The following is a 17,556-nucleotide window of genomic DNA, read 5'->3' on the forward strand; positions in this document are numbered from 1 at the left end:
GCCCTGGGCGGTGTACTTGGGGTTGGTCACCGAGGGCGCGATCTGCGGGATGCCGGCGTCGCTGTACACCTTGGAGGCCGGGATGGAGGTGCCCGACTGCAGGTGGCCCACCACGCCGTTGACCTTGGCATCCACGAGCTTCTGGGCGGCGGCGGTGCCTTGCTTGGGATCACCGGCGTCGTCCTCGGCCAGCAGCTCGAACTTGGCCTTCTTGCCGCCGATGGTCAGGCCCTTGGCGTTGAGCTCGTCCAGCGCCATGCGCACGCCGTTCTCGTTGTCCTTGCCCAGGTGGGCGGCACCGCCGCTGGTGGCGGCCACGTGGCCGATCTTCACGACCAGCTCCTGCGCCGATGCGGCATGGGCGGCAGCCGCCAGCGCGGCCAAAACGGTGAGCTTGAGTGCTTGTTGCTTCATGGGGACTCAGGTTGCGGTGTATCGAGGCCGGGGTCCGCCTCGGGAATGGTTTGTTGGAACCCTGGGGGCCAAAAGTGTACGGGTCTACCCCAGGCCTCATCCCGGGCTGGCGCAATGGCGCACGGGCGGGCTCGCACAATCAAGCTCCCCTGGCCACCCTCCCCACCGCCCGTGCCCATCCCCCGTACCCTGCGCGCCCTGCGGGCCCGCCCCCGCCTGTGGAGCTCCATGGCCGTGGGCGTGCTGGTGTCCCTGCTGCTGCCCAGCGCCTGGGCCTCGCACCCGGCCTCGCGCGCGCTGGTGGGCTGGAACGCCGGCGCCCTGCTCTACTTCGTGCTGGCCTGGGACATGATGAGCGGCGCCCACCCCGGCACCATGGGACAGCGCGCGCTGCGCCAGCACGAGGGGCGACTGATCATCCTCATCGGCGTGGCGCTGGCCGCCGTGGCGGTGATGGTGGCCATCGCCAGCCAGCTCGCCGCCGTCAAGACCTTGCCCGCGGCCGCCCGGCTGCCGCATCTGGCGCTCACGGCGCTCACCGTGGTGAGCTCCTGGCTGTTCACGCAAACCACGTTCGCCCTGGACTACGCGCATGATTTCTATGCCGCGCGCGAGCGCGGGCAACCGGACGTGCTCAACTTCCCCAGCACGCCGGACCCCGACTACGGCGACTTCTTCTACTTCGCCTGCGTCATCGGCACCTCCGGCCAGACGGCCGACGTCGCCTTCACCAGCTCCGCGCTGCGCCGCATAGGCACGCTGCACTGCGTGCTGGCCTTCGCCTTCAACACCACCGTGCTGGCGCTGAGCGTGAACATCGCGGCGGGGCTGTTCTGAGCGCCCGCCGCCGGGCTCAGGACGCCGGGCCCACCACCGGCGCTGCCCCGCCCCCGGCCTGCGCCGCCGGCCGATCGCCGCGCGAGGCCTTGGCCAGCAGCGGCACCAGCAGCAGCCCAAGCGCCGCCGCGCCCATCACCACCGAGAAGCCCGCCGCGCTGCGCCCCGTGGCCGACTCCGCCATGCCGAACAGGTAGGGGCCCACGAAGCCGCCCAACAGGCCGATGGTGTTGATGAAGGCCAGGCCCGCGGCCGCCTGTATGCCCTGCAGCCGCTTCATCGCGATGGCCCAGTACGAGGGCAGCACGCCGCCGGCGAAGAAGGCCGTCGCCACGAACAGCGCCATCTGCACGCCCTGGCTGCCCGTGGCGATGAACGCCCAGGCGCTGGCCAGCAGGCCGGCCGTCAGCACGCCAAGGAACACGAAGTCGCTCTTCACGCGGCGGTGGATGCGCGGCAGCACCAGCACGCCCAGCAGGAAGCCCAGGCCCACGCTGCTGGACATCAGCCCGACCTGGAAGGGCGTGGTGTCCTTCATCTGCTGGATCATGGCCGGCGTGAAGAACACCAGGCCGACGAAGGCCACCTGGTTCAGGAAGTAGATCAGGCCCATGAGCACCGTGCTTGGCCGCCGGATCGCCGCCATCCAGTCCTGCGAGGACAGGTGCGAATGCGGGTCGGCCTCCAGCACGGCGCGGCGCTCCAGCGCGGCGGCCTCCGCGGGCGAGAGCCAGCGCGCGTCGCGCGGCCGCTCAGGCAGCTTGAAGTACAGCAGCACGCCCACCAGGATGGTCGGCAGCCCCTCCAGCATGAACATCCACTGCCAGCCGCGCAGGCCGCCCAGCCCGTCGAGCTGCATCAGCGCGCCGCCCAGCGGGTTGCCCACCAGCAGGCCCAGCGCCGGCGCGGTGTAGATCCAGCCCACGGCCACGGCGCGGTCCTTGGGCGCGAACCACAGCGTCACCATGTACATCAGCGCCGGGAACAGCCCGGCCTCGGCAATGCCCAGCAGCACGCGCAGCACGTAAAACGAAGTCTCGCCTTGCACGAACATCATGGCCGCCGACAGCGCGCCCCAGGTGACCGCAATGCGGGCGATCCACGGGCGCGGCCCAATGCGGTGCGCCAGCAGGTTGCTCGGCACCTCCAGCAGCGCATAGCCCAGGAAGAAGATGCCCGCCCCCAAGCCGTAAGCCGCCGCGCCGATGCCCAGGTCGGCGGCCAGGTGCGCCTTGGCCAGCGACACGTTGGTGCGGTCCACGTAGGACATGAAATAAATCAGGCACAGCAGCGGAAGCAGCCTGGCCATGGCCTTTCGGGTCGCGACCTGGTGCGTGTCGTCCACGCCCGGCGCCAGGGAGGAATTTCCCATGATGTCTCCTGTCAATATAGGAATGAATTCGCGGCGCGCTGAAAACAAATTCAGAACGCGACCCGCTCCCGGCCCTTGAGCCCCAGCAGAGCCCGCGCCTCGTCAGGCGTGGCAATCTCCAGCGACAGCTCTTCCAAAATGCGGCGAATCTTGCGCACCTGCTCCGCGCACGAGGCCGCAAGCTGCCCCTTGCCGAGATACAGGCTGTCTTCCAGACCAACGCGGACGTTGCCGCCCATCACCGCACCCATGGTCAACAAGGGCATTTGATGGCGGCCGGCACCCAAAATGGAAAACCGGTAATTCTCGCGGCCAAACAGCCGGTCCGCCGTCGTCCGCATCAGCACCAGATTTTCCGGGTCGGGTCCCAGCCCACCCAGCACGCCGTAAATCGTCTGGATGAAAAGCGGTCCCTGGATCAGGCCCTCGTCCACGAAATGGGCGAGGTTGTAAAGGTGGCCGACGTCATAGCATTCGAATTCGAAGCGCGTGCCGCAACCCTCGCCCAAGACCTGAAGAATATGCTTGATGTCGCGGAAGGTATTGCGGAAGATGAGGTCTTCCATCCCTTCGATATACGGCTTTTCCCAGTCGTGGCGCCACTCTGAGATTCGGCGCGCTGCAGGATGGATGGAAAAATTCATGGACCCCATGTTCAGCGAGCACATTTCCGGCTTCGCTTTCAGCGGATAAGCCAGGCGCTCCTCCAGCGTCATGCGCGTGCTGCCGCCGGTGGTGATGTTGATCACCGCATCGGTTTCGGCCTTGATGCGCGGCACGAACTGGTCGAATATCTTCGGGTCCGCCGTCGGCCGCCCATCCTCGGGATCGCGGGCATGCAGGTGAATGATGGCCGCACCGGCCTCGGCCGCCTCGATGGATTGCCGTGCAATTTCATCAGGCGTCAAGGGCAAATACGGCGACATGGTCGGCGTGTGCACGGAGCCGGTCACCGCACAGGTGATGATGACCTTGTCCTGGGCTTTTTTCGCGGGTTTTTCCATGCGGGTCTCCTCGGTGAATCCGTTGCTCACAGATATTCCATATTGCCGTCCACGCTGATGGCCTGGCCGGTCACGTTGCGGGCTGCCGGCGAGCACAGGAAAAGCGCCATGGCTGCGACGTCCTCGGCCGTGACCATGCGGCGCAGGGAAATCTTGCGCAGGTATTCCTCGCGCATGGCCTCGGCGCTGATACCCGCGGCGGCGGCCCGCGCCCCGATCACGCCGCTCATGCGCTCACCCTCCACCGTGCCCGGCAAAATGGCATTGACGCGCACGCCCTGCGGCCCCAATTCGATGGCCAGCGATTTCATCAGGCCGACGATGGCCCATTTTGTCGCGGCATAAGGCGTGCGCAGCGCATACCCGAGCCGGCCCGCAACGGAGCTCATGGCCAATACGCAGGGATTGAGCTGCGAGTTTTTCAGCAGCGGCACCGCGCGGCGTGCAAAGTAATATTGGCTGTTGAGATTGACGGAAACCGTGCGCTCCCAGCCTTCCACGTCCAGGTTTTCTATCGGCCCGGTGGGGCCGGCAATACCGGCGTTGTTCACCAGCACGTCAAGGCCGCCCAAGGTGGTTCGCACGTCGTCGAAAACCCGGTCCACGTCGCCGGGCACTGAAGCATCGGCCACGCTGGAGGTCATGAAAGGAGCCTCGCTGGCCAGCCGCCGCAGCGCGGCCTGGTCTATATCGCAAACGTGCACGCGGGCGCCACTTTCGGCAAATGCCCGCGCCACCGTGGCGCCGATACCGCTGCCGCCGGCCGTGACCAATACCCGCAGGCCCACGGCCGGTCGCAGGGAATCCAAAATGCTCATGGAATAACCGTCCTTGTTTGGGCCCAAATTTCGATCAGGGGCCCGATATTCATGCCCAGCTCGCCGATGCGGCGGGCGTGGTGCTTGGACGGCAGTTTGGTCGGCGTGCCGGCGGGAACCTATGTGGCCGGGCCACATCGTCCGCGCCCTATCCATGTGAGCACCGCACGCCGGGATAACCCTGAGCATGGCCCTGCCCGGTGCGGGAATACGGCGTGCGGCCTGGGGGCGATGCCCCGGCGGATGCCGCCGGCAATGGCCCGGTGTGGGCTGACCATCGCCCGCGACGCTCAAGCGGGCCCGGCGTGCCGGGATACTGTCCGGGTTACGCAGTCGTCAGTAGGGAAGTGCGATGAAGCTTGCTGTCCAGAATCACGGTGCCGAGGACATGGTTCGGGATTTGGTCAAACTGCTGCATCGCGGTGCACCGGCGGACGAATTCGCAAGCCGCCTGGCGCAGGTGGAAAAACTCCCCGCCGGCCTGCCCCAAAAATCCATGCTCGCGGAAATGGTCCGCATGGCCATGGCCATTCAAAACCGGCTCGAATTGCTGCAGCAGCGCGAACAGGGTATGCGGGCCGTGATCGAATCGGCCCAGGACTTGTCCAGCCACCTCGACTTGCCGGGTTTGCTGCGTGCCGTCGTTTCACGGGCCCGCAATCTCCTGGGCGCGCATTTGGCGTGGCTGTCGAGTTATGACCCGGAGAAACATGAATTTCACGTGCTCGTCAATGACGGCGCCCTGCTCCAGGACACGACCCACATGGTGGCACGGGAAAAAGCGGGCGTGGTCGGCGTCATCATGGCCACGCGCATGCCATTTTCAACACCCGACTATTTGCATGACAACCGGTTCACGCACGATCCGGAGCTGGACGCCACGCTGCGCGGCGAAGGCATTGTCGCGCTGGCGGGCGTGCCCCTGATATGGAACGAGGAAATTGTCGGCCTGCTGTTCGTGGCCGACCGTTATCACCGCACCCATACGGCGCTCAATACCTCGATATTGAGCGCGCTGGCTGCCCATGCCGCCGTGGCCATCAAGAATGCCCGCGCCTTCGAGCAGGCGCAATCCGCCCTGGCCGAGGCGGGACGGGCCCGCCTGGAATTGGAGCGGCATATATCGAGCGTAAAATCGGCCGCGGAGGCGCACGAGCAAATGACGGCACTGCTGGCCCAGGGCGCCCCGTTGTCCGCGCTGTGCCAGGCACTGGCCCAATCTTTGAATGCCGGCGTGGTGGTCTGGGACGAAGGCGCCCAGGTCATCAGCCACGGGCATGCGGCCGAATATCCAGGCAGCCAGGCCGGCGGGCATTTTGCGCTGCAGGGCGAGCACAGCCTGGAAATCACGCAGGCGCTGCGGCAAAGCCGCCTGGCCGGGCGTTCGCGGCAGGCTTACCAGGCCGAGGAAGAAACCTGCACCGTCATGGCCGTGGTGGGCGGCAATGATGTGCTGGGCTCGGTATTGCTGTTTCACCGGCAAATCCTGGACGAAACTGCCGTCAGCATTTTGGAGCGCAGCGCCAATCTGATGGCCATTGTCCTGCTGTCCCAGGAACGCAGCGAAGCGGTAAAAAGCCGGGACGTTTCCCAGTTGCTGCGCTCCCTGGTTTCGCTGCGGCAGGACCCGCCGGCCTTGCTGCTCGACCAGGCCCGCAGATTCGGCCTGGACCTGGAACAGCCGGTTTGCCTGATCGCCATTGAAATGGACGAAACCAAGGCCGCCTATGCCGCCCGGCGGCTGCGGGCGCGGCCGGAGCTGGCCCATACCATATTTGATGAAATCGACGGCCTGCTCGTGATCTTGTGCGCCGCCACGCAGGCGCAGGACAAGCTGTGCATCCTCAAGGCGCTGGGCCAACCGGAATTTGGCAGAGCGTACCGGGGCGTCATTTCCAAGCCCGTATCCAATCCGCAAGGCGTTCCGGCGGTTTACGCCACGCTGAGGCGGGCAATGGCAGTATTATCCCGTATTGGCGTCCAGGGCAGCATCATTGCCCAAAATGAAATGGCATTGTATTCAACGCTGTTTGAAACCCACGACCGCGAAAGCCTGGACAATTTCCTGGAGGCCACTTTGGGCCCGCTGTTATCGCATGACCAGAAGCGCGGCTCGGAACTCACCCGCACGCTGTTGACTTATTTTGACAACAACCAGAATGCGCGCACCACGGCACAGCAGCTGAGCATTCACGTCAATACTGTCCGCCAGCGGTTGGCGACAGTTGAAGAATTGGTCGGGCATTTAGGCCAGGCGACCCGCGCCCTGGAAATTCACATGGCGCTGCGGCTGTGGAATCTGGGTATTGCGCAGCCGCGCTGAAAACACAGCGGCCCGCGCACCTTGCAGTGCGCGGGCCGTGCCGGGATGCAGCGAAGGCGCCGGGCTCAGGCCGCGGCCATCTCGTCCTGTGCCAGCTTGCGCAGCGCGTTCAGGTCCAGCACGCGCACGTTGTAGCCGGCCACGTCGATGACGCCCTGCGTCATGAAGCTGCGCATCAGCCGCGAGAGCGTCTCCGGCGTGATGGCCAGTTGCGAGGCGATGTCGCGCTTGCGCTCGCGCAGCAGCACCTGCGCCTGCCCGGGCACTTCCGGCACGGGCGCGCAGCGCTGGTGCAGCCACGCGGCCAGGCGCGCCGGGGCGTCCTTGTGCATGAGCTCGTGGGTGTTGAGCGTGAGCGTGCGCACCTCGCGCGCCAGGGCCTGGATGAGCAGGCCGGCGAGGTTGGCGTCGTCGTCCAGCAGCGCGCTCAGCGCCGAGCGCGGCAGCTCCACCAGCATGCAGTCGGAGACGGCCTGCGCGTCCAGCGAGTGCGTGCCGGAGAGCCAGGCCGAGGCCAGATCCAGCCAGCCCGGCGCGTGCAGCATGCGCTCGATGCGGAACTGGCCGTCGGACGACTGGCGCAGGCCCAGGGCGGCGTCGCCCTCGACCAGCGCGACCAGCGTCTGCGCCGTGTCGCGCCGGGTGTAGATGAGCTGCCCGGCGGCGACGTTGCGCACCTGGGCGATGGCGTCCAGTGCCTGCGCCTCGGAGGTGCCGAGCGCGGGCGCGTCCAGCAGTGCAGCCCAATGGCGGCGCGAAGCCGCGGTACGGGAGGCCGCGCGCACGGCGTTGCGGGCCAGGCCCGGCGTGACCAGCGAAGAAGCGGGAAGGGATGACATGGCCGTTGGATGCGGTCGTGGGGTTCTCGGGATTGGATGCATGGTCTCCCAGCCCTCGCGAGTCGGGCTTGCGTCAGATCAACCGCCCGGGGGGCGGGTGCGGCGCGACAATTCCGGCATGCGCAATACATCTTTTCCCGGATTGCACAGTCCGGCTGCCGGATTCGACGAGCCCTTCGAGGTGCTGTCGGCTTGCCACGACCGCGTGCGCCGCAGCCTGGACCTGCTGCAGCGCCTGGCCGCCCACGTGCGCGCGCACGGCGCCGACACCCAGGCCCGCGACGCCGCGCGCGACGTGGCGCGCTACTTCAACGTCGCCGCCCCCGCCCACCACGAGGACGAGGAGCGCCACGTCATCCCGCCGCTGCTGGGCAGCGCCGATGCGCGGCTGCGCGAGGCCGCGCAGCGCATGCTGGCCGACCACACGCGCATACGCGCGAGCTGGGCCGCGCTGGAGCCGCTGCTGCAGGCGCTGCAGGCCGGCGAGGTGCCGCCGGGGCTGGACGCCGCGGCGCAGGACTTCGTGGACGTGCACGACGGCCACCTGGAGCTGGAGGACGGCCTGGCCTTCCCCGGCGCGCGCGACCTGCAGGCCGCCGCCCCCGACGCCGCGCAGCGGCGGCTGGACATGGGGCGCGACATGGCCGCGCGGCGCGGGGTGAAGCCCGCCTAGTTGAACCCTTCCGCGCAGGCCCGCGCCCGCCCAAGCGACTTGGCGCGATAGAGCTGCGCGTCCGCGCGCTTGAAAAGCTCGGCACCGTCGTGGCCGGGCTTGGGGCTGGCGGCGGCCAGGCCCAGGCTGATGGTCATCACGCCGTGCGGCGCGTCCGGGTGCGCGATGGCCAGGGCACGCACGCCCTCCTCCAGCGCGCGCGCCAAGTACAGAGCACCCTCGGCCGTGGTGCACGGCAGGATGCAGGCGAACTCCTCGCCGCCCCAGCGCGCGATCAGGTCCGCCGGGCGGCGCAAGCCGGCGTGCAACTGCTGCGCGACGCGGCGCAGGCACTCGTCACCGGCCTGGTGGCCGTGGCGGTCGTTGAAGCGCTTGAAGTGGTCCGCGTCGGCCAGCAGCAGCGCCAGCGTGCTGCCCTCGCGCTGCGCGCGGCGCCACTCCTGCTGGAAGCGCTCGTCGAAATGGCGGCGGTTGTAGACGCCGGTGAGGCCGTCCACCAGCGCTTGGTGGCGCAACTGGTCGGCCTGCAGCTTGAGCGACAGGTGCAAGCGCACCCGCGCACGCACCACGCCGGGGTGAAAGGGCTTGACGATGAAGTCCACCGCCCCCGCCTCCAGCGCCCGCATCTCGCATTGCGCGTCCTCGTAGGCGGTGACGAAGATCACCGGGATGTCGCGCGTGGCCGGGTCGGCCTTGAGCTGCGCGCACACGGCGTAGCCGTCCAGGTCGGCCAGGAACAGGTCCAGCAGCACCAGGTCAGGCCGCCGCTCGCGGCACAGGGCCACGGCCTGCGCACCCTGCGTGGCCATCAGCATCTGCCAGCCGCTGCCCAGGAACGCCTGGTGCAGCGCATGGATGTTGGCGGGCTGGTCGTCCACCAGCAGCAGCCGGGGCGGCGGCGCGTCCGGAGCCAGCCCCGGCAAGGGTAGGTTCAAGTCGTGGTTCATTCGGTCGCCAAGAGACGCCGGCAGTGTGCCAGCGCGGTCTGAAAGTCCAGGACGGCCATGGCCTCGTCCAGTTCCCGGCGCCGCGCCGCCGGCAACGCCAACTGCAGCCGCGCATGCGCCTGCAGCGCCGCCAGGTCGGACTGCGCCAGCAGCCCCAGCAGCTCGCGCAGCAGGCCCTGCGCCGATGCCGGCAACGGAAGGCTTGCGGCGGCCCCGGCCTCCTCGGCGTGGCCGTCCGCCCCCGCGGCAAGGCCTGCCGGGCTTGCCGCGCCGGCCCCGTCCGCAGGGCTGCCGTCCACGGCGCCCGCCTCACCCGCTTCGTGCGCCCGGCCAGGCGCTTCGCTCAGCGCCGGCACAGGCACATCGCCGCCGTCCTGCGCCAGCCCCGGCTGCCCGCGGCCGGCCAGCGACGGCGCGTGCAGCGCCGCCTCGGCCAGCGTGTGCTCCACCGCCGCCTCCAGCGAAGCCAGCAGCGCCGCCGGCGCGTCCTCGCCGGCCAACAGGGGCCGCTCCAGCGCGTGGGCCGCCGCGGCCAGCCGCCGCGCGCCCAAGGTGCCGGCCAGGCTGCGGCAACGGTGCAGGGCTTGCGCGGCGGCATCGCGCTGGCCCTGTCCCAGCAGCGCGGCGCACTGCGGCAGCAGCGCCTCGAACTGCGCGCAGGCGTTGCCCAGCAGCCGTGCGTACAGGCCGGCGCGGCCCTGGAAGCGCTGCAGCGCGCCGTCCAGGTCCAGCGCGGGCAGCGCGGCCACGTCCGTGCCGGCGTCCATGCCATCGTCCGCGCCCGGTGCCGCCGCCGGCGCCGCCCCTTCCTGCCCCGTGTGCCGGCGCAGCACGGCCACGAGCTGCCGCAGCTCGAAGGGCTTGCCCACGTGGTCGTTCATGCCCGCGGCCAGGCTGGCGGCGCGGTCGGCCGGTGCGGCATTGGCCGTCATGGCGATGATGGGCAGCCGATCCAGCCCAAGCGCCTGCCGGATGCGGGCCGTGGCCGTGAAGCCGTCCATATCGGGCATCTGCAAGTCCATCAGCACGGCGTCGAACTGCCCGGCCGCCACCGCGGCCACGGCCTCCAGCCCCGTGGCCGCCAGCTCCACCAGCGCGCCCTCGCCGCGCAGCAGCTCCAGCGCCACCTCGCGGTTGTGCGGGTTGTCCTCGGCCACCAGCAGCCGCAGCCCCGCCAGCGCTTGTCCCGCGGCGCCCGCCGCGCGCTGCGCGCCGGACGCAGCGGGCGGCGGCAGCGCGGCCAGTTGCTCCGGGCGGGCCAGCGCCAGCTCCAGCCGGCAATGGAAACGGCTGCCCACGCCGGCGGCGCTGTCGAGCTGCAGCTCGCCGCCCATGAGCCGCACCAGGCGGCGCGAGATCGCCAAACCCAGACCCGTGCCGCCGAAGCGCCGCGTGATGGAGGCCTCGGCCTGCGTGAAGGGCTCGAAGAGCTGCGCCTGCTGCGACGGCGCGATGCCCAAACCCGTGTCGCGCACCGACAGCTCCACCTGCACCGAGCCGCCGCGGCGCTGCAGCAGCCGCAGCGCCACCTCCACCTCGCCCCCGGCCGTGAACTTCACCGCGTTGCCGCCCAGGTTCAGCAGCACCTGGCGCAGCCGCAGCGCATCGCCCACCAGCACCGGCGGCAGCGCCGGGTCCAGCGCCATGCGCAAGGCCACGGGCTTGCCCACCAGGCTGCCCTGCAGCAGCACCTGCAGCTCCTCGAACAACTGCGCCGGGCGGAAGGGCTGCGGCTCCAGCGTCAGCCGCCCGGCCTCGACCTTGGAGAGATCGAGGATGTCGTCCAGCAGCGCCAGCAACGAGCGCGCCGCGGCCTCGCTCTTGGCCGCGCGGTCGTCCTGCACGGGCGTGAGGCCGCCGCGGCGCAGCAGCGCCAGCATGCCCAGCACCGAGTTCATGGGCGTGCGTATCTCGTGGCTCATGTTGGCCAGGAAGGCCGACTTGGCGCTGGAAGCGGCCAGCGCCTGGTCGCGCGCGCGGCGCAGCGCCTGCTCGGCCCGCTTGCGCCGCGTGATGTCGGTGTGCGTGCCCGCCACCGTCAGCGGCCGGCCCTGCGCGTCGCGCGTGACCACGCGCCCGCGCGCCAGCATCCACACCCAGTGGCCCTCGCGGTGGCGCATGCGGATCTCGACGTCGTAGTAGCCCAGCTCGCCGGCGATGTGGCGCTCCAGCAGCGACAGCGCGCGCGCCGCGTCCTCGGGGTGCGTCAGGCGCAGCCAGGTCCGCTCGTCGGCCGGCAGCAGCTCCTGCAGCCGCCGGCCCAGCATGGAGGCCCAGCGCTCGTCGATGTGCAGCCGCCGGTCGCCCAGCGAGAACTCCCAGGTGCCCACGTCGGCGCCTTCGAGCACGTTGGCCAGCCGCAGCCGCTCGCGCTCCAGCGCGTGCTGCGCGCTGCGGTCGTGGCAGATGAGCATGAAGCTCTGCACCGCGCCGACGGCGTCGCGCACGGCCTGCAGCTCCAGCGCCACGGGGCGCGGCAAGCCGTCACGGTGGCGCAGTTGCAGCGACAGCTCGCGCCCGCTGGCAGGCGCCTCGCGCGCCAACGCGCGCAGCGCGGTGATGTCCTCCACCGAGCCCCCCAGCAGCTCCATGGGGGTGCGGCCCCGCGCCTCGTGCGGCAGGTAGCCGAAGAGCCGGGTGAAGCCCTCGTTGACCCATTCGATGCCGCAGGCGGCGTCGGTGATGAGCACGGCGTTGCTGGTGCGCTGCGCCACGCGCGCCAGGCGGTCGAGCTCGGCCGTCATGTGCCCGGCCAGCGCCAGCGCGCGGGCGCGCCCGCGCGCCAGCAGCCACATGGTGAAGGCCAGCAGCACGCTCAGCGCGGCGCCGCCCCCGCCCACCCACCAGGGCACGGCCAGGGCGGCGTCGGCGTCGAAGCGGGCGCTGCTGGCCACGCGCAGCTCCAGGACGCGCCCGCCCGCCTCCAGGCGCCGCGTGACGGCAAAGCGCGGCACGCGCGGCGGCTGCAGCCCGGCGTGCAGGTGCGGCGCGGGCGCACGGGTACCGTCCAGCAGGTCGAAGTCGAGGTCGCCGCGCCCGGGCGAGGTCTGGGCGATGCCTGCCAGCAGCTCGTTCACCGACAGCGGCGCCAGCAGCACGCCGGCCAGCTCCGCGCGGCGCCGCGGCTCGGACGCCGGCGCGGCGTCGCCCCGGTACAGCGGCAGCAGCAGCGACAGCGACAGCCGCGTGTCCCCGGGCAGCGCCAGCGCACCGGTGAGCGCCGGGCGCCCGTCGCGCAGCGAGCGCTCCAGGGCCTCGCGCAGCACGGGCTGCGCCGCCAGGTCCAGGCCCAGCAGCGGCTGCAGGGCCTGTCGCGGCTGCGCGTCGCGCACCACCATCGGCACGGCGCCGTCCGCGGCGCCGGGGCTCAGGCGCCCACGCGGCAGCGCCAGCGCGTAGCCGCGCACGCCGCTTTCGAGCGCGCCCATGCGCGACTGCACTTCGACGAAGCGGGCAAAGGCCTGCTCGTCGGCATCCGGCCGCGCGGCAAACAGCGCCTGCAGGTCGATGAGGCCGTCGGCCGCGCGCTCCAGTCGCTGGCGGATGTCCTCCTCCAGCTCTGCCGCATGGCGGTCGAAGCGCTCCTGCAGCCGCAGGACCAGTCCGCGATGCAGCCACGCCGCCAGCAGCGCCGAGACCGCCAGCCCAATCACCAGCACGCCCAACGCCAGCAGCCGCGCGGGGCGCGGACGGGTCAGGCGTGCGGACAGGGGCAGGACGGAAAAGGGCATGGTTCACACGGGGCTGAAAACAGTCCGCCTGAGCGCCGGCTGCGGCCGCACTTCACCGCGACGGCGGCGCGGGCCGCCTGTGGCAAGACATCGGCCGCTGCCGGCCGCAGCTTGAACGCATGCCCGCGATGATGCCGCGCCGCGCGGGCGCCATCCAAGCGCCGGGCGCTGTCCGCCACGCGTTGCGCGGTCTCCGGTGCGCGAGAACGCGGCCAGCCGGCGGGTTTCGCCCTGAGCCCGTTGGCGGGCTGAACCATTGACCGGATGCAATTCGGCTGCAGTTCGGTTGCAAAGCTGCTGCAGCTTGACTGCAACACGGCTGCAACCTGGCTGAAATTCGGCCCGCAAGGGGACCGAATGCCCGCGCGCGGGCGCGGCCTCACGATCGGCGATTCAAAGCGCCGGCCAGCCCAGCTCGTGCAGCGCCAGCCCCGCCACGCCGGGCTGGCACTGGAACAGCCGCCCCGACAGCGGGGCGTTGGACAGCGCCTCCAGCGGCACCCCGTCGCGCGCGCTGGTGACGTAGAGCGTGCCCAGCCCGCGGCCGCCGAAAGCCACGTCCGTCGGGCTGGGCACGGGTACGCCCAACACGCGGTCCACGCTGCCGTCCTCGGCAAAGCGCACCACGCTCCAGCCCTCGCGCAGCGCCGACCAGATGCCGCCCTCGGCATCCAGCGCCAGCCCCGACAGCCGCCCCGAGGCGCGCGGCACGGTGGTGAGCCGGCGCACGCCGCCGCCCGCCCCACCCAGGCCGCTCTCCTCCAGCCGGTACAAGGTGCCGGACTGCGGCGCCGCGGCGATGAGCCCGCCGCGCGCGTCCCAGGCCAGCGCCGAAGCGGGCTCACCCAACTGCCAGCCACCGGCCAGCTCGCCGCCCGGCGTGAGCTGCGCCACGCGCCAGCGCCCACCCTCGGCCATGCACACCCACAGCGAGCCGTCGCCGCGCACGCAGGCCGCCAGCAGCGCGCGCCGCGGCGCTCCCGCGGGCCCCGGCGGGCTCGGCAAGGGCCGCGCGGCGCCCGCGCCGTCCAGCAGCACCCAGCCGCCGGCCACGGCCAGCAAGGCGCCTGCGCCATGCAGCAGCAGCGCTTCTATGGGTGCATCGGCATCGGCCAGCACCCGGTCCGCGCCGCCCCCCGCGCCCGCGCAGGCATGCACGGCCGGGGCCAGCGTGTCGGCCCACAGCAGCTCCTGGCGCCGCGCCGACCAGCGCGGAAAGCGCCCGCAAAAGGCGCGCTCGCCCTCCACCGGCTCGGCCTGGCCCGGCGCGGGCGCGGCGCGCGTGGCCTGCAGTTGCGCGCCCACGCGGCGCGCGGCCTGCACCAGCTCCGGGCCCAGCAGCTCCAGCCGCTCGCGGGTGAGGCGAAAGGCCGGCCCGGCCACGCTGATGGCGCCGCGCAGCCGGCCTTCGCCGTCCACGATGGGTGCGCCCACGCAGCGCACGCCGGCAACGATTTCCTCGTCGTCCAGCGCCCAACCGCGCGCGGCCGTGAGCTTGAGCTCGGCCTGCAGCCGGCGCCGGTCGGTGATGGTGTTGGCGGTGTGGGCACTGAGCGTGAGCTCCCTGACCAGCACGTCGCGCTGCGGCGCGGGCAGCGCCGCCAGCATCGCCTTGCCCTGGCTGGTGCAGTGCAGCGGCTTCCTCTGCCCAAGCGCCGAGGCCGAGCGCTGGCTGTGCGCGCCGTCGCAGCGCTCCAGCAGCAGCGTCTGCATGCCGTCGAGCACGCACAGGTAGGAGGTCTCGCCGGTGAGGTCGCGCAGCGCGCGCAGCTCCAGCCCGGCCGCGGCCACCAGGTCCGGCATGGCGTAGGCGGCGCGCGCGTACTCGAAGCAGCGCAGGCCCAGCGCATAGACGCGGCGCTGCGGATCGCGGCGCACCAGGTCGCGCGCCACCAGTGCGGCCAGCAGCCGGTACAGCGTGGTGCGCGGCAATTGCAGCCGCGCCGACAGCTCGGCCTGGCTCAGGCCCTGCGGGGCCTGGCCTATGGCCTCCAGCACATCCAGCGCTTTGTCCAGGGCCGCAGTGCCCTCGTGGCTGGACGAACCCATTCGAAAAACTCCCTTGGAACGGCGAAGCCGCGCATCCTAAAGGCGCAGGAGCCCTTCGCGCAGCGCAATGTCCACATGCACGCTGCGCGGCGACGGCCGCGCGGCCGTCGCCCCAAGCGCTCAAGGCCTGGACGCCGGCGGGCCGCCCGCGGGCGGTTCGCCGCCGGGCGCCGGCTGCGCGGGCGGCTCCAGCGCCAGGTCCAGGCTGGCGCCGGGGTCCTCCTCGCCGGCCGTGGACTCCTCGGACCAGTCCACCGGCGCAGGGACATGCGCATCGGCCGGATGGGCAGCATCGGCCTCATGGGCCTCATGGGCCTCATGGGCCTTATTGGCCGCGTCGGCGGGAACCAGGGGTTGGGCAGCAGGATCAGGGCTCATGGCAGCACCTCGCGCAAGCTTGGAGCCCAGCCGAGCTGCAATCGGCGCGCCTGCGCCGCGCCGGCAGGGCTTTTTAGGCCGCCCCATCGAAAAACACGCCAGCAGCGGCGGCTGCAGCCGCGCAGCCCCCGAGGCTCGAACCAGGCCGCACGACAAGCGGCACGTGGTTGCCCGCACAACCGGCGGCGGCGTCCGGCAGGGCCGGTGCGGGCGCAATGTCACAATGACGGCTTTTCAACACGTTGAACACGCATGAACCGCAACGATCTTGCTGCCCTGCTGGCTGAAAAGCACGAACTCTCCAAGGCTGCCGCCACCCGCATGCTGGACACGGTGATCGACGCCCTGTGCACCGAGCTCAAGAAAGGCAAGCCCGTCGCGATCTCCGGCTTCGGCAGCTTCAAGCTCGGCCAGCGCGCCGCGCGCGTGGGCCGCAACCCCAGCACGGGCGACAAGATCAAGATCGCCGCGCGCAAGCTGGTGAAGTTCACGCCCTCGACGGCGCTGGCCGGCCTGGTCGATCCGAAGTTCGCCAAGGCCCGCGCCGAGAAGGCCGCCGCCAAGCAGGCCGCCAAGCCCGCCGCCGCGCCGGCCAAGAAGGCCTCCGCCAAGAAAGCGGCCGCTGCGCCGGCCCCGGCTCCGGCCAAGAAGGCCGCCGCCCCCGCCAAGAAGGCCGCTGCGAAGAAGGCGGCCGCCAAGAAGGCCTGAAGCACCTGAAAGGCCTGCAGGCATTGCGGCGGCACCGCCCGCCGCAAGCCCACACGAGAAAAAGCCCCGCACCGCGGGGCTTTTTCGTTGGCGCCTCGGCGATCAGGGCGTCACTTGCCCTTGCCGGCCGCCGCCTCGGCGGCCTTGTTGTCCTCGACCTTGGCCTCGGTGGGCCGCTTGTCGGACACGCGCAGCGAGCGCTCGAAGCCCTGGCGCAGCTCCTTGGCCGCCAGGTGCTGCGCCGACTTGGCGTTGCCCACCGCCGGCGCCATGCCGAAGAACTCGTGCGTCACGCCCGCAAAGGTCTGGGACTTGAAGGACACGTGGGCCTTCTTGAGCGCGCGCTCCAGCAGCTCGCCGTCGCTGCGCAGCGGGTCGATCTGCGCGCGTATGAGCGTGACCGTGGGCAGCAGGCTCAGGTCGGCGCGCAGCAGGTCCACGCGCGGGTCCTGCTTCTGGCCGGGAGAGGAGAACACCTTGTCGGCGAACCAGCCCATCATGGCCTTGTTCAGCGGCTTGGCCTGCGCGCTGTCGCGGTACGAGGGCGTGTCCAGGTCGGTCAACTGCACCACCGGATAGACGGCCAGCACGTGCTGCGGCGGCGTCATGCCGGCCTGCCGCGCAGAGATGGCGGTGGACAGCGCGAGGTTGGCGCCGGCGCTCTCGCCGGCCAGCGCCAGCCGCTTGGGATCGCCCTGCAGGTCCGCGGCGCGCTCGGCCACCCAGTGGTAGACGGCCAGCGCGTCGTCGTGCTGCGCCGGGAACTTGTGCTCAGGCGCCAGCCGGTAGTCCACCGACACCACCACGGCCTTGACCAGGCCGGAAAGCGCGCGCGGCGCGGCGTCGTAGCTTTCCTTGCTGCCCAACACCCAGCCGCCTCCGTGGAAGTAGACGATCACGGGCCAGGAGACGCCCTCCTTGGGCGTGTACACGCGCGCGGGCAGCGGGCCGGCGGCGCCGGGGATGGTGCGGTCGGTGGCGGTGACGTCGGGGGTGATCCTGGCCGGGTCGCTGTCCTTGTCCTGCGACTTGAGCAGCGCCTCCACCGCATCGGCCGGCGTGGGCTGCTTGCGCGCCTCCTCCACCGTCAGCGTCTCTATGGGCTTGGGGCTCATGGCCGCCAGCGTGTCCAGCACGGCGGCCATGTCCTTGTCGGCCTTGTAGCGCGTGCCGGTGCGGGCATCGAGCTTGTCGGCCGCCATGGCGCCTTGCCATGACAGCGCCGCGCACAACCCCAGGGCGGCGGCAAGCGCCCACGGCCTGGACAGGCCGGACCGCGGGGTGTAGGGATGCACGCGCAACATGGCAACTCCAAAAGAATCCGGTGTGGATGTGCGCGGCCACGGGCAAGCGATGTACCTGGAAAACGGTGCCGGCCCCCAGGCCCGGCCACAGCGGCCCAAGGCCATGGGCCAATGCAAAAAGCCGGCATCCCCTCGGGGAAACCGGCTTTCGCACAAGCA

14 protein-coding genes are annotated in these 17,556 nt (G+C 70.9%); 4 read left to right on the plus strand and 10 right to left on the minus strand.

The genetic code is table 11. The annotated features are described in order from the left end of the window. The coding region (locus tag ALA01S_RS26445; protein ID WP_157119292.1) for an ABC transporter substrate-binding protein at nt 1-414 on the minus strand (414 nt) is incomplete at its 3' end. Between the two features lie 171 nt (nt 415-585). Between ALA01S_RS26445 and ALA01S_RS26450 the strand changes: the two genes are divergently transcribed. After that, nucleotides 586-1,251, plus strand: a complete 666-nt coding sequence (locus tag ALA01S_RS26450; protein ID WP_066342292.1) for a DUF1345 domain-containing protein — start codon at nt 586-588, stop codon at nt 1,249-1,251. A gap of 16 nt (nt 1,252-1,267) precedes the next feature. Here the strand turns inward: ALA01S_RS26450 and ALA01S_RS26455 are convergent, their stop codons facing one another. Genes ALA01S_RS26455 through ALA01S_RS26465 form a run of 3 tightly spaced genes read right to left on the minus strand, consistent with a single transcriptional unit; the run spans nt 1,268 to nt 4,445 of the window. Beyond that, on the minus strand, nt 1,268-2,623 hold the full coding sequence (locus ALA01S_RS26455; RefSeq protein WP_066342293.1) for an MFS transporter: 1,356 nt from the start codon (nt 2,621-2,623) through the stop codon (nt 1,268-1,270). Nucleotides 2,624-2,673: 50 nt separating this feature from the next. After that, on the minus strand, nt 2,674-3,627 hold the full coding sequence (gene kce / locus ALA01S_RS26460) for a 3,5-dioxohexanoate:acetyl-CoA acetone transferase (protein WP_066342301.1): 954 nt from the start codon (nt 3,625-3,627) through the stop codon (nt 2,674-2,676). Between the two features lie 26 nt (nt 3,628-3,653). Continuing rightward, nucleotides 3,654-4,445 carry an SDR family oxidoreductase gene (locus ALA01S_RS26465; RefSeq protein ID WP_066342294.1) on the minus strand — a complete coding sequence of 264 codons (792 nt, stop codon included), beginning with the start codon at nt 4,443-4,445 and terminating at the stop codon, nt 3,654-3,656. A gap of 352 nt (nt 4,446-4,797) precedes the next feature. Between ALA01S_RS26465 and ALA01S_RS26470 the strand changes: the two genes are divergently transcribed. After that, nucleotides 4,798-6,768, plus strand: a complete 1,971-nt coding sequence (locus tag ALA01S_RS26470) for a helix-turn-helix domain-containing protein (RefSeq protein ID WP_066342295.1) — start codon at nt 4,798-4,800, stop codon at nt 6,766-6,768. 65 nt (nt 6,769-6,833) lie between these two features. Here the strand turns inward: ALA01S_RS26470 and ALA01S_RS26475 are convergent, their stop codons facing one another. Next, entirely contained in the window at nt 6,834-7,607 is a 774-nt protein-coding gene (locus tag ALA01S_RS26475) for a Crp/Fnr family transcriptional regulator (protein WP_066342296.1), read from the minus strand. Between the two features lie 118 nt (nt 7,608-7,725). Between ALA01S_RS26475 and ALA01S_RS26480 the strand changes: the two genes are divergently transcribed. Continuing rightward, entirely contained in the window at nt 7,726-8,280 is a 555-nt protein-coding gene (locus ALA01S_RS26480; RefSeq protein ID WP_066342302.1) for a hemerythrin domain-containing protein, read from the plus strand. Here the strand turns inward: ALA01S_RS26480 and ALA01S_RS26485 are convergent. The 4 genes from ALA01S_RS26485 to ALA01S_RS33520 all read right to left on the minus strand — a co-directional run bounded on the left by ALA01S_RS26485 (nt 8,277) and on the right by ALA01S_RS33520 (nt 15,385). Next, entirely contained in the window at nt 8,277-9,227 is a 951-nt protein-coding gene (locus ALA01S_RS26485) for a GGDEF domain-containing response regulator (RefSeq protein WP_066342297.1), read from the minus strand. The genes ALA01S_RS26480 and ALA01S_RS26485 overlap by 4 nt on opposite strands. Continuing rightward, nucleotides 9,224-12,958 carry an ATP-binding protein gene (locus ALA01S_RS26490; protein WP_066342298.1) on the minus strand — a complete coding sequence of 1,245 codons (3,735 nt, stop codon included), beginning with the start codon at nt 12,956-12,958 and terminating at the stop codon, nt 9,224-9,226. The genes ALA01S_RS26485 and ALA01S_RS26490 overlap by 4 nt, the downstream gene beginning before the upstream one ends. Before the next feature lie 393 nt (nt 12,959-13,351). Next, complete coding sequence (locus ALA01S_RS26495; RefSeq protein ID WP_066342299.1) at nt 13,352-15,007, minus strand: IclR family transcriptional regulator domain-containing protein; 1,656 nt, start codon at nt 15,005-15,007, stop codon at nt 13,352-13,354. Between the two features lie 120 nt (nt 15,008-15,127). After that, complete coding sequence (locus tag ALA01S_RS33520; RefSeq protein ID WP_157119293.1) at nt 15,128-15,385, minus strand: hypothetical protein; 258 nt, start codon at nt 15,383-15,385, stop codon at nt 15,128-15,130. 252 nt (nt 15,386-15,637) lie between these two features. On the opposite strand from ALA01S_RS33520, the gene ALA01S_RS26500 reads away from it, so the two are divergent. After that, entirely contained in the window at nt 15,638-16,093 is a 456-nt protein-coding gene (locus tag ALA01S_RS26500) for an HU family DNA-binding protein (protein ID WP_066342300.1), read from the plus strand. 110 nt (nt 16,094-16,203) lie between these two features. On the opposite strand, the gene ALA01S_RS26505 is transcribed toward ALA01S_RS26500, so the two are convergent. Continuing rightward, the gene (locus tag ALA01S_RS26505) at nt 16,204-17,397 is read right to left on the minus strand and encodes an alpha/beta hydrolase (protein WP_084267977.1); all 1,194 of its coding nucleotides are present in this window, start codon (nt 17,395-17,397) and stop codon (nt 16,204-16,206) included. Between the last annotated feature and the right edge of the window lie 159 nt (nt 17,398-17,556).

Source organism: Azohydromonas lata NBRC 102462, from assembly GCF_001571085.1.
GTDB classification, from domain to species: domain Bacteria; phylum Pseudomonadota; class Gammaproteobacteria; order Burkholderiales; family Burkholderiaceae_C; genus Azohydromonas; species Azohydromonas lata.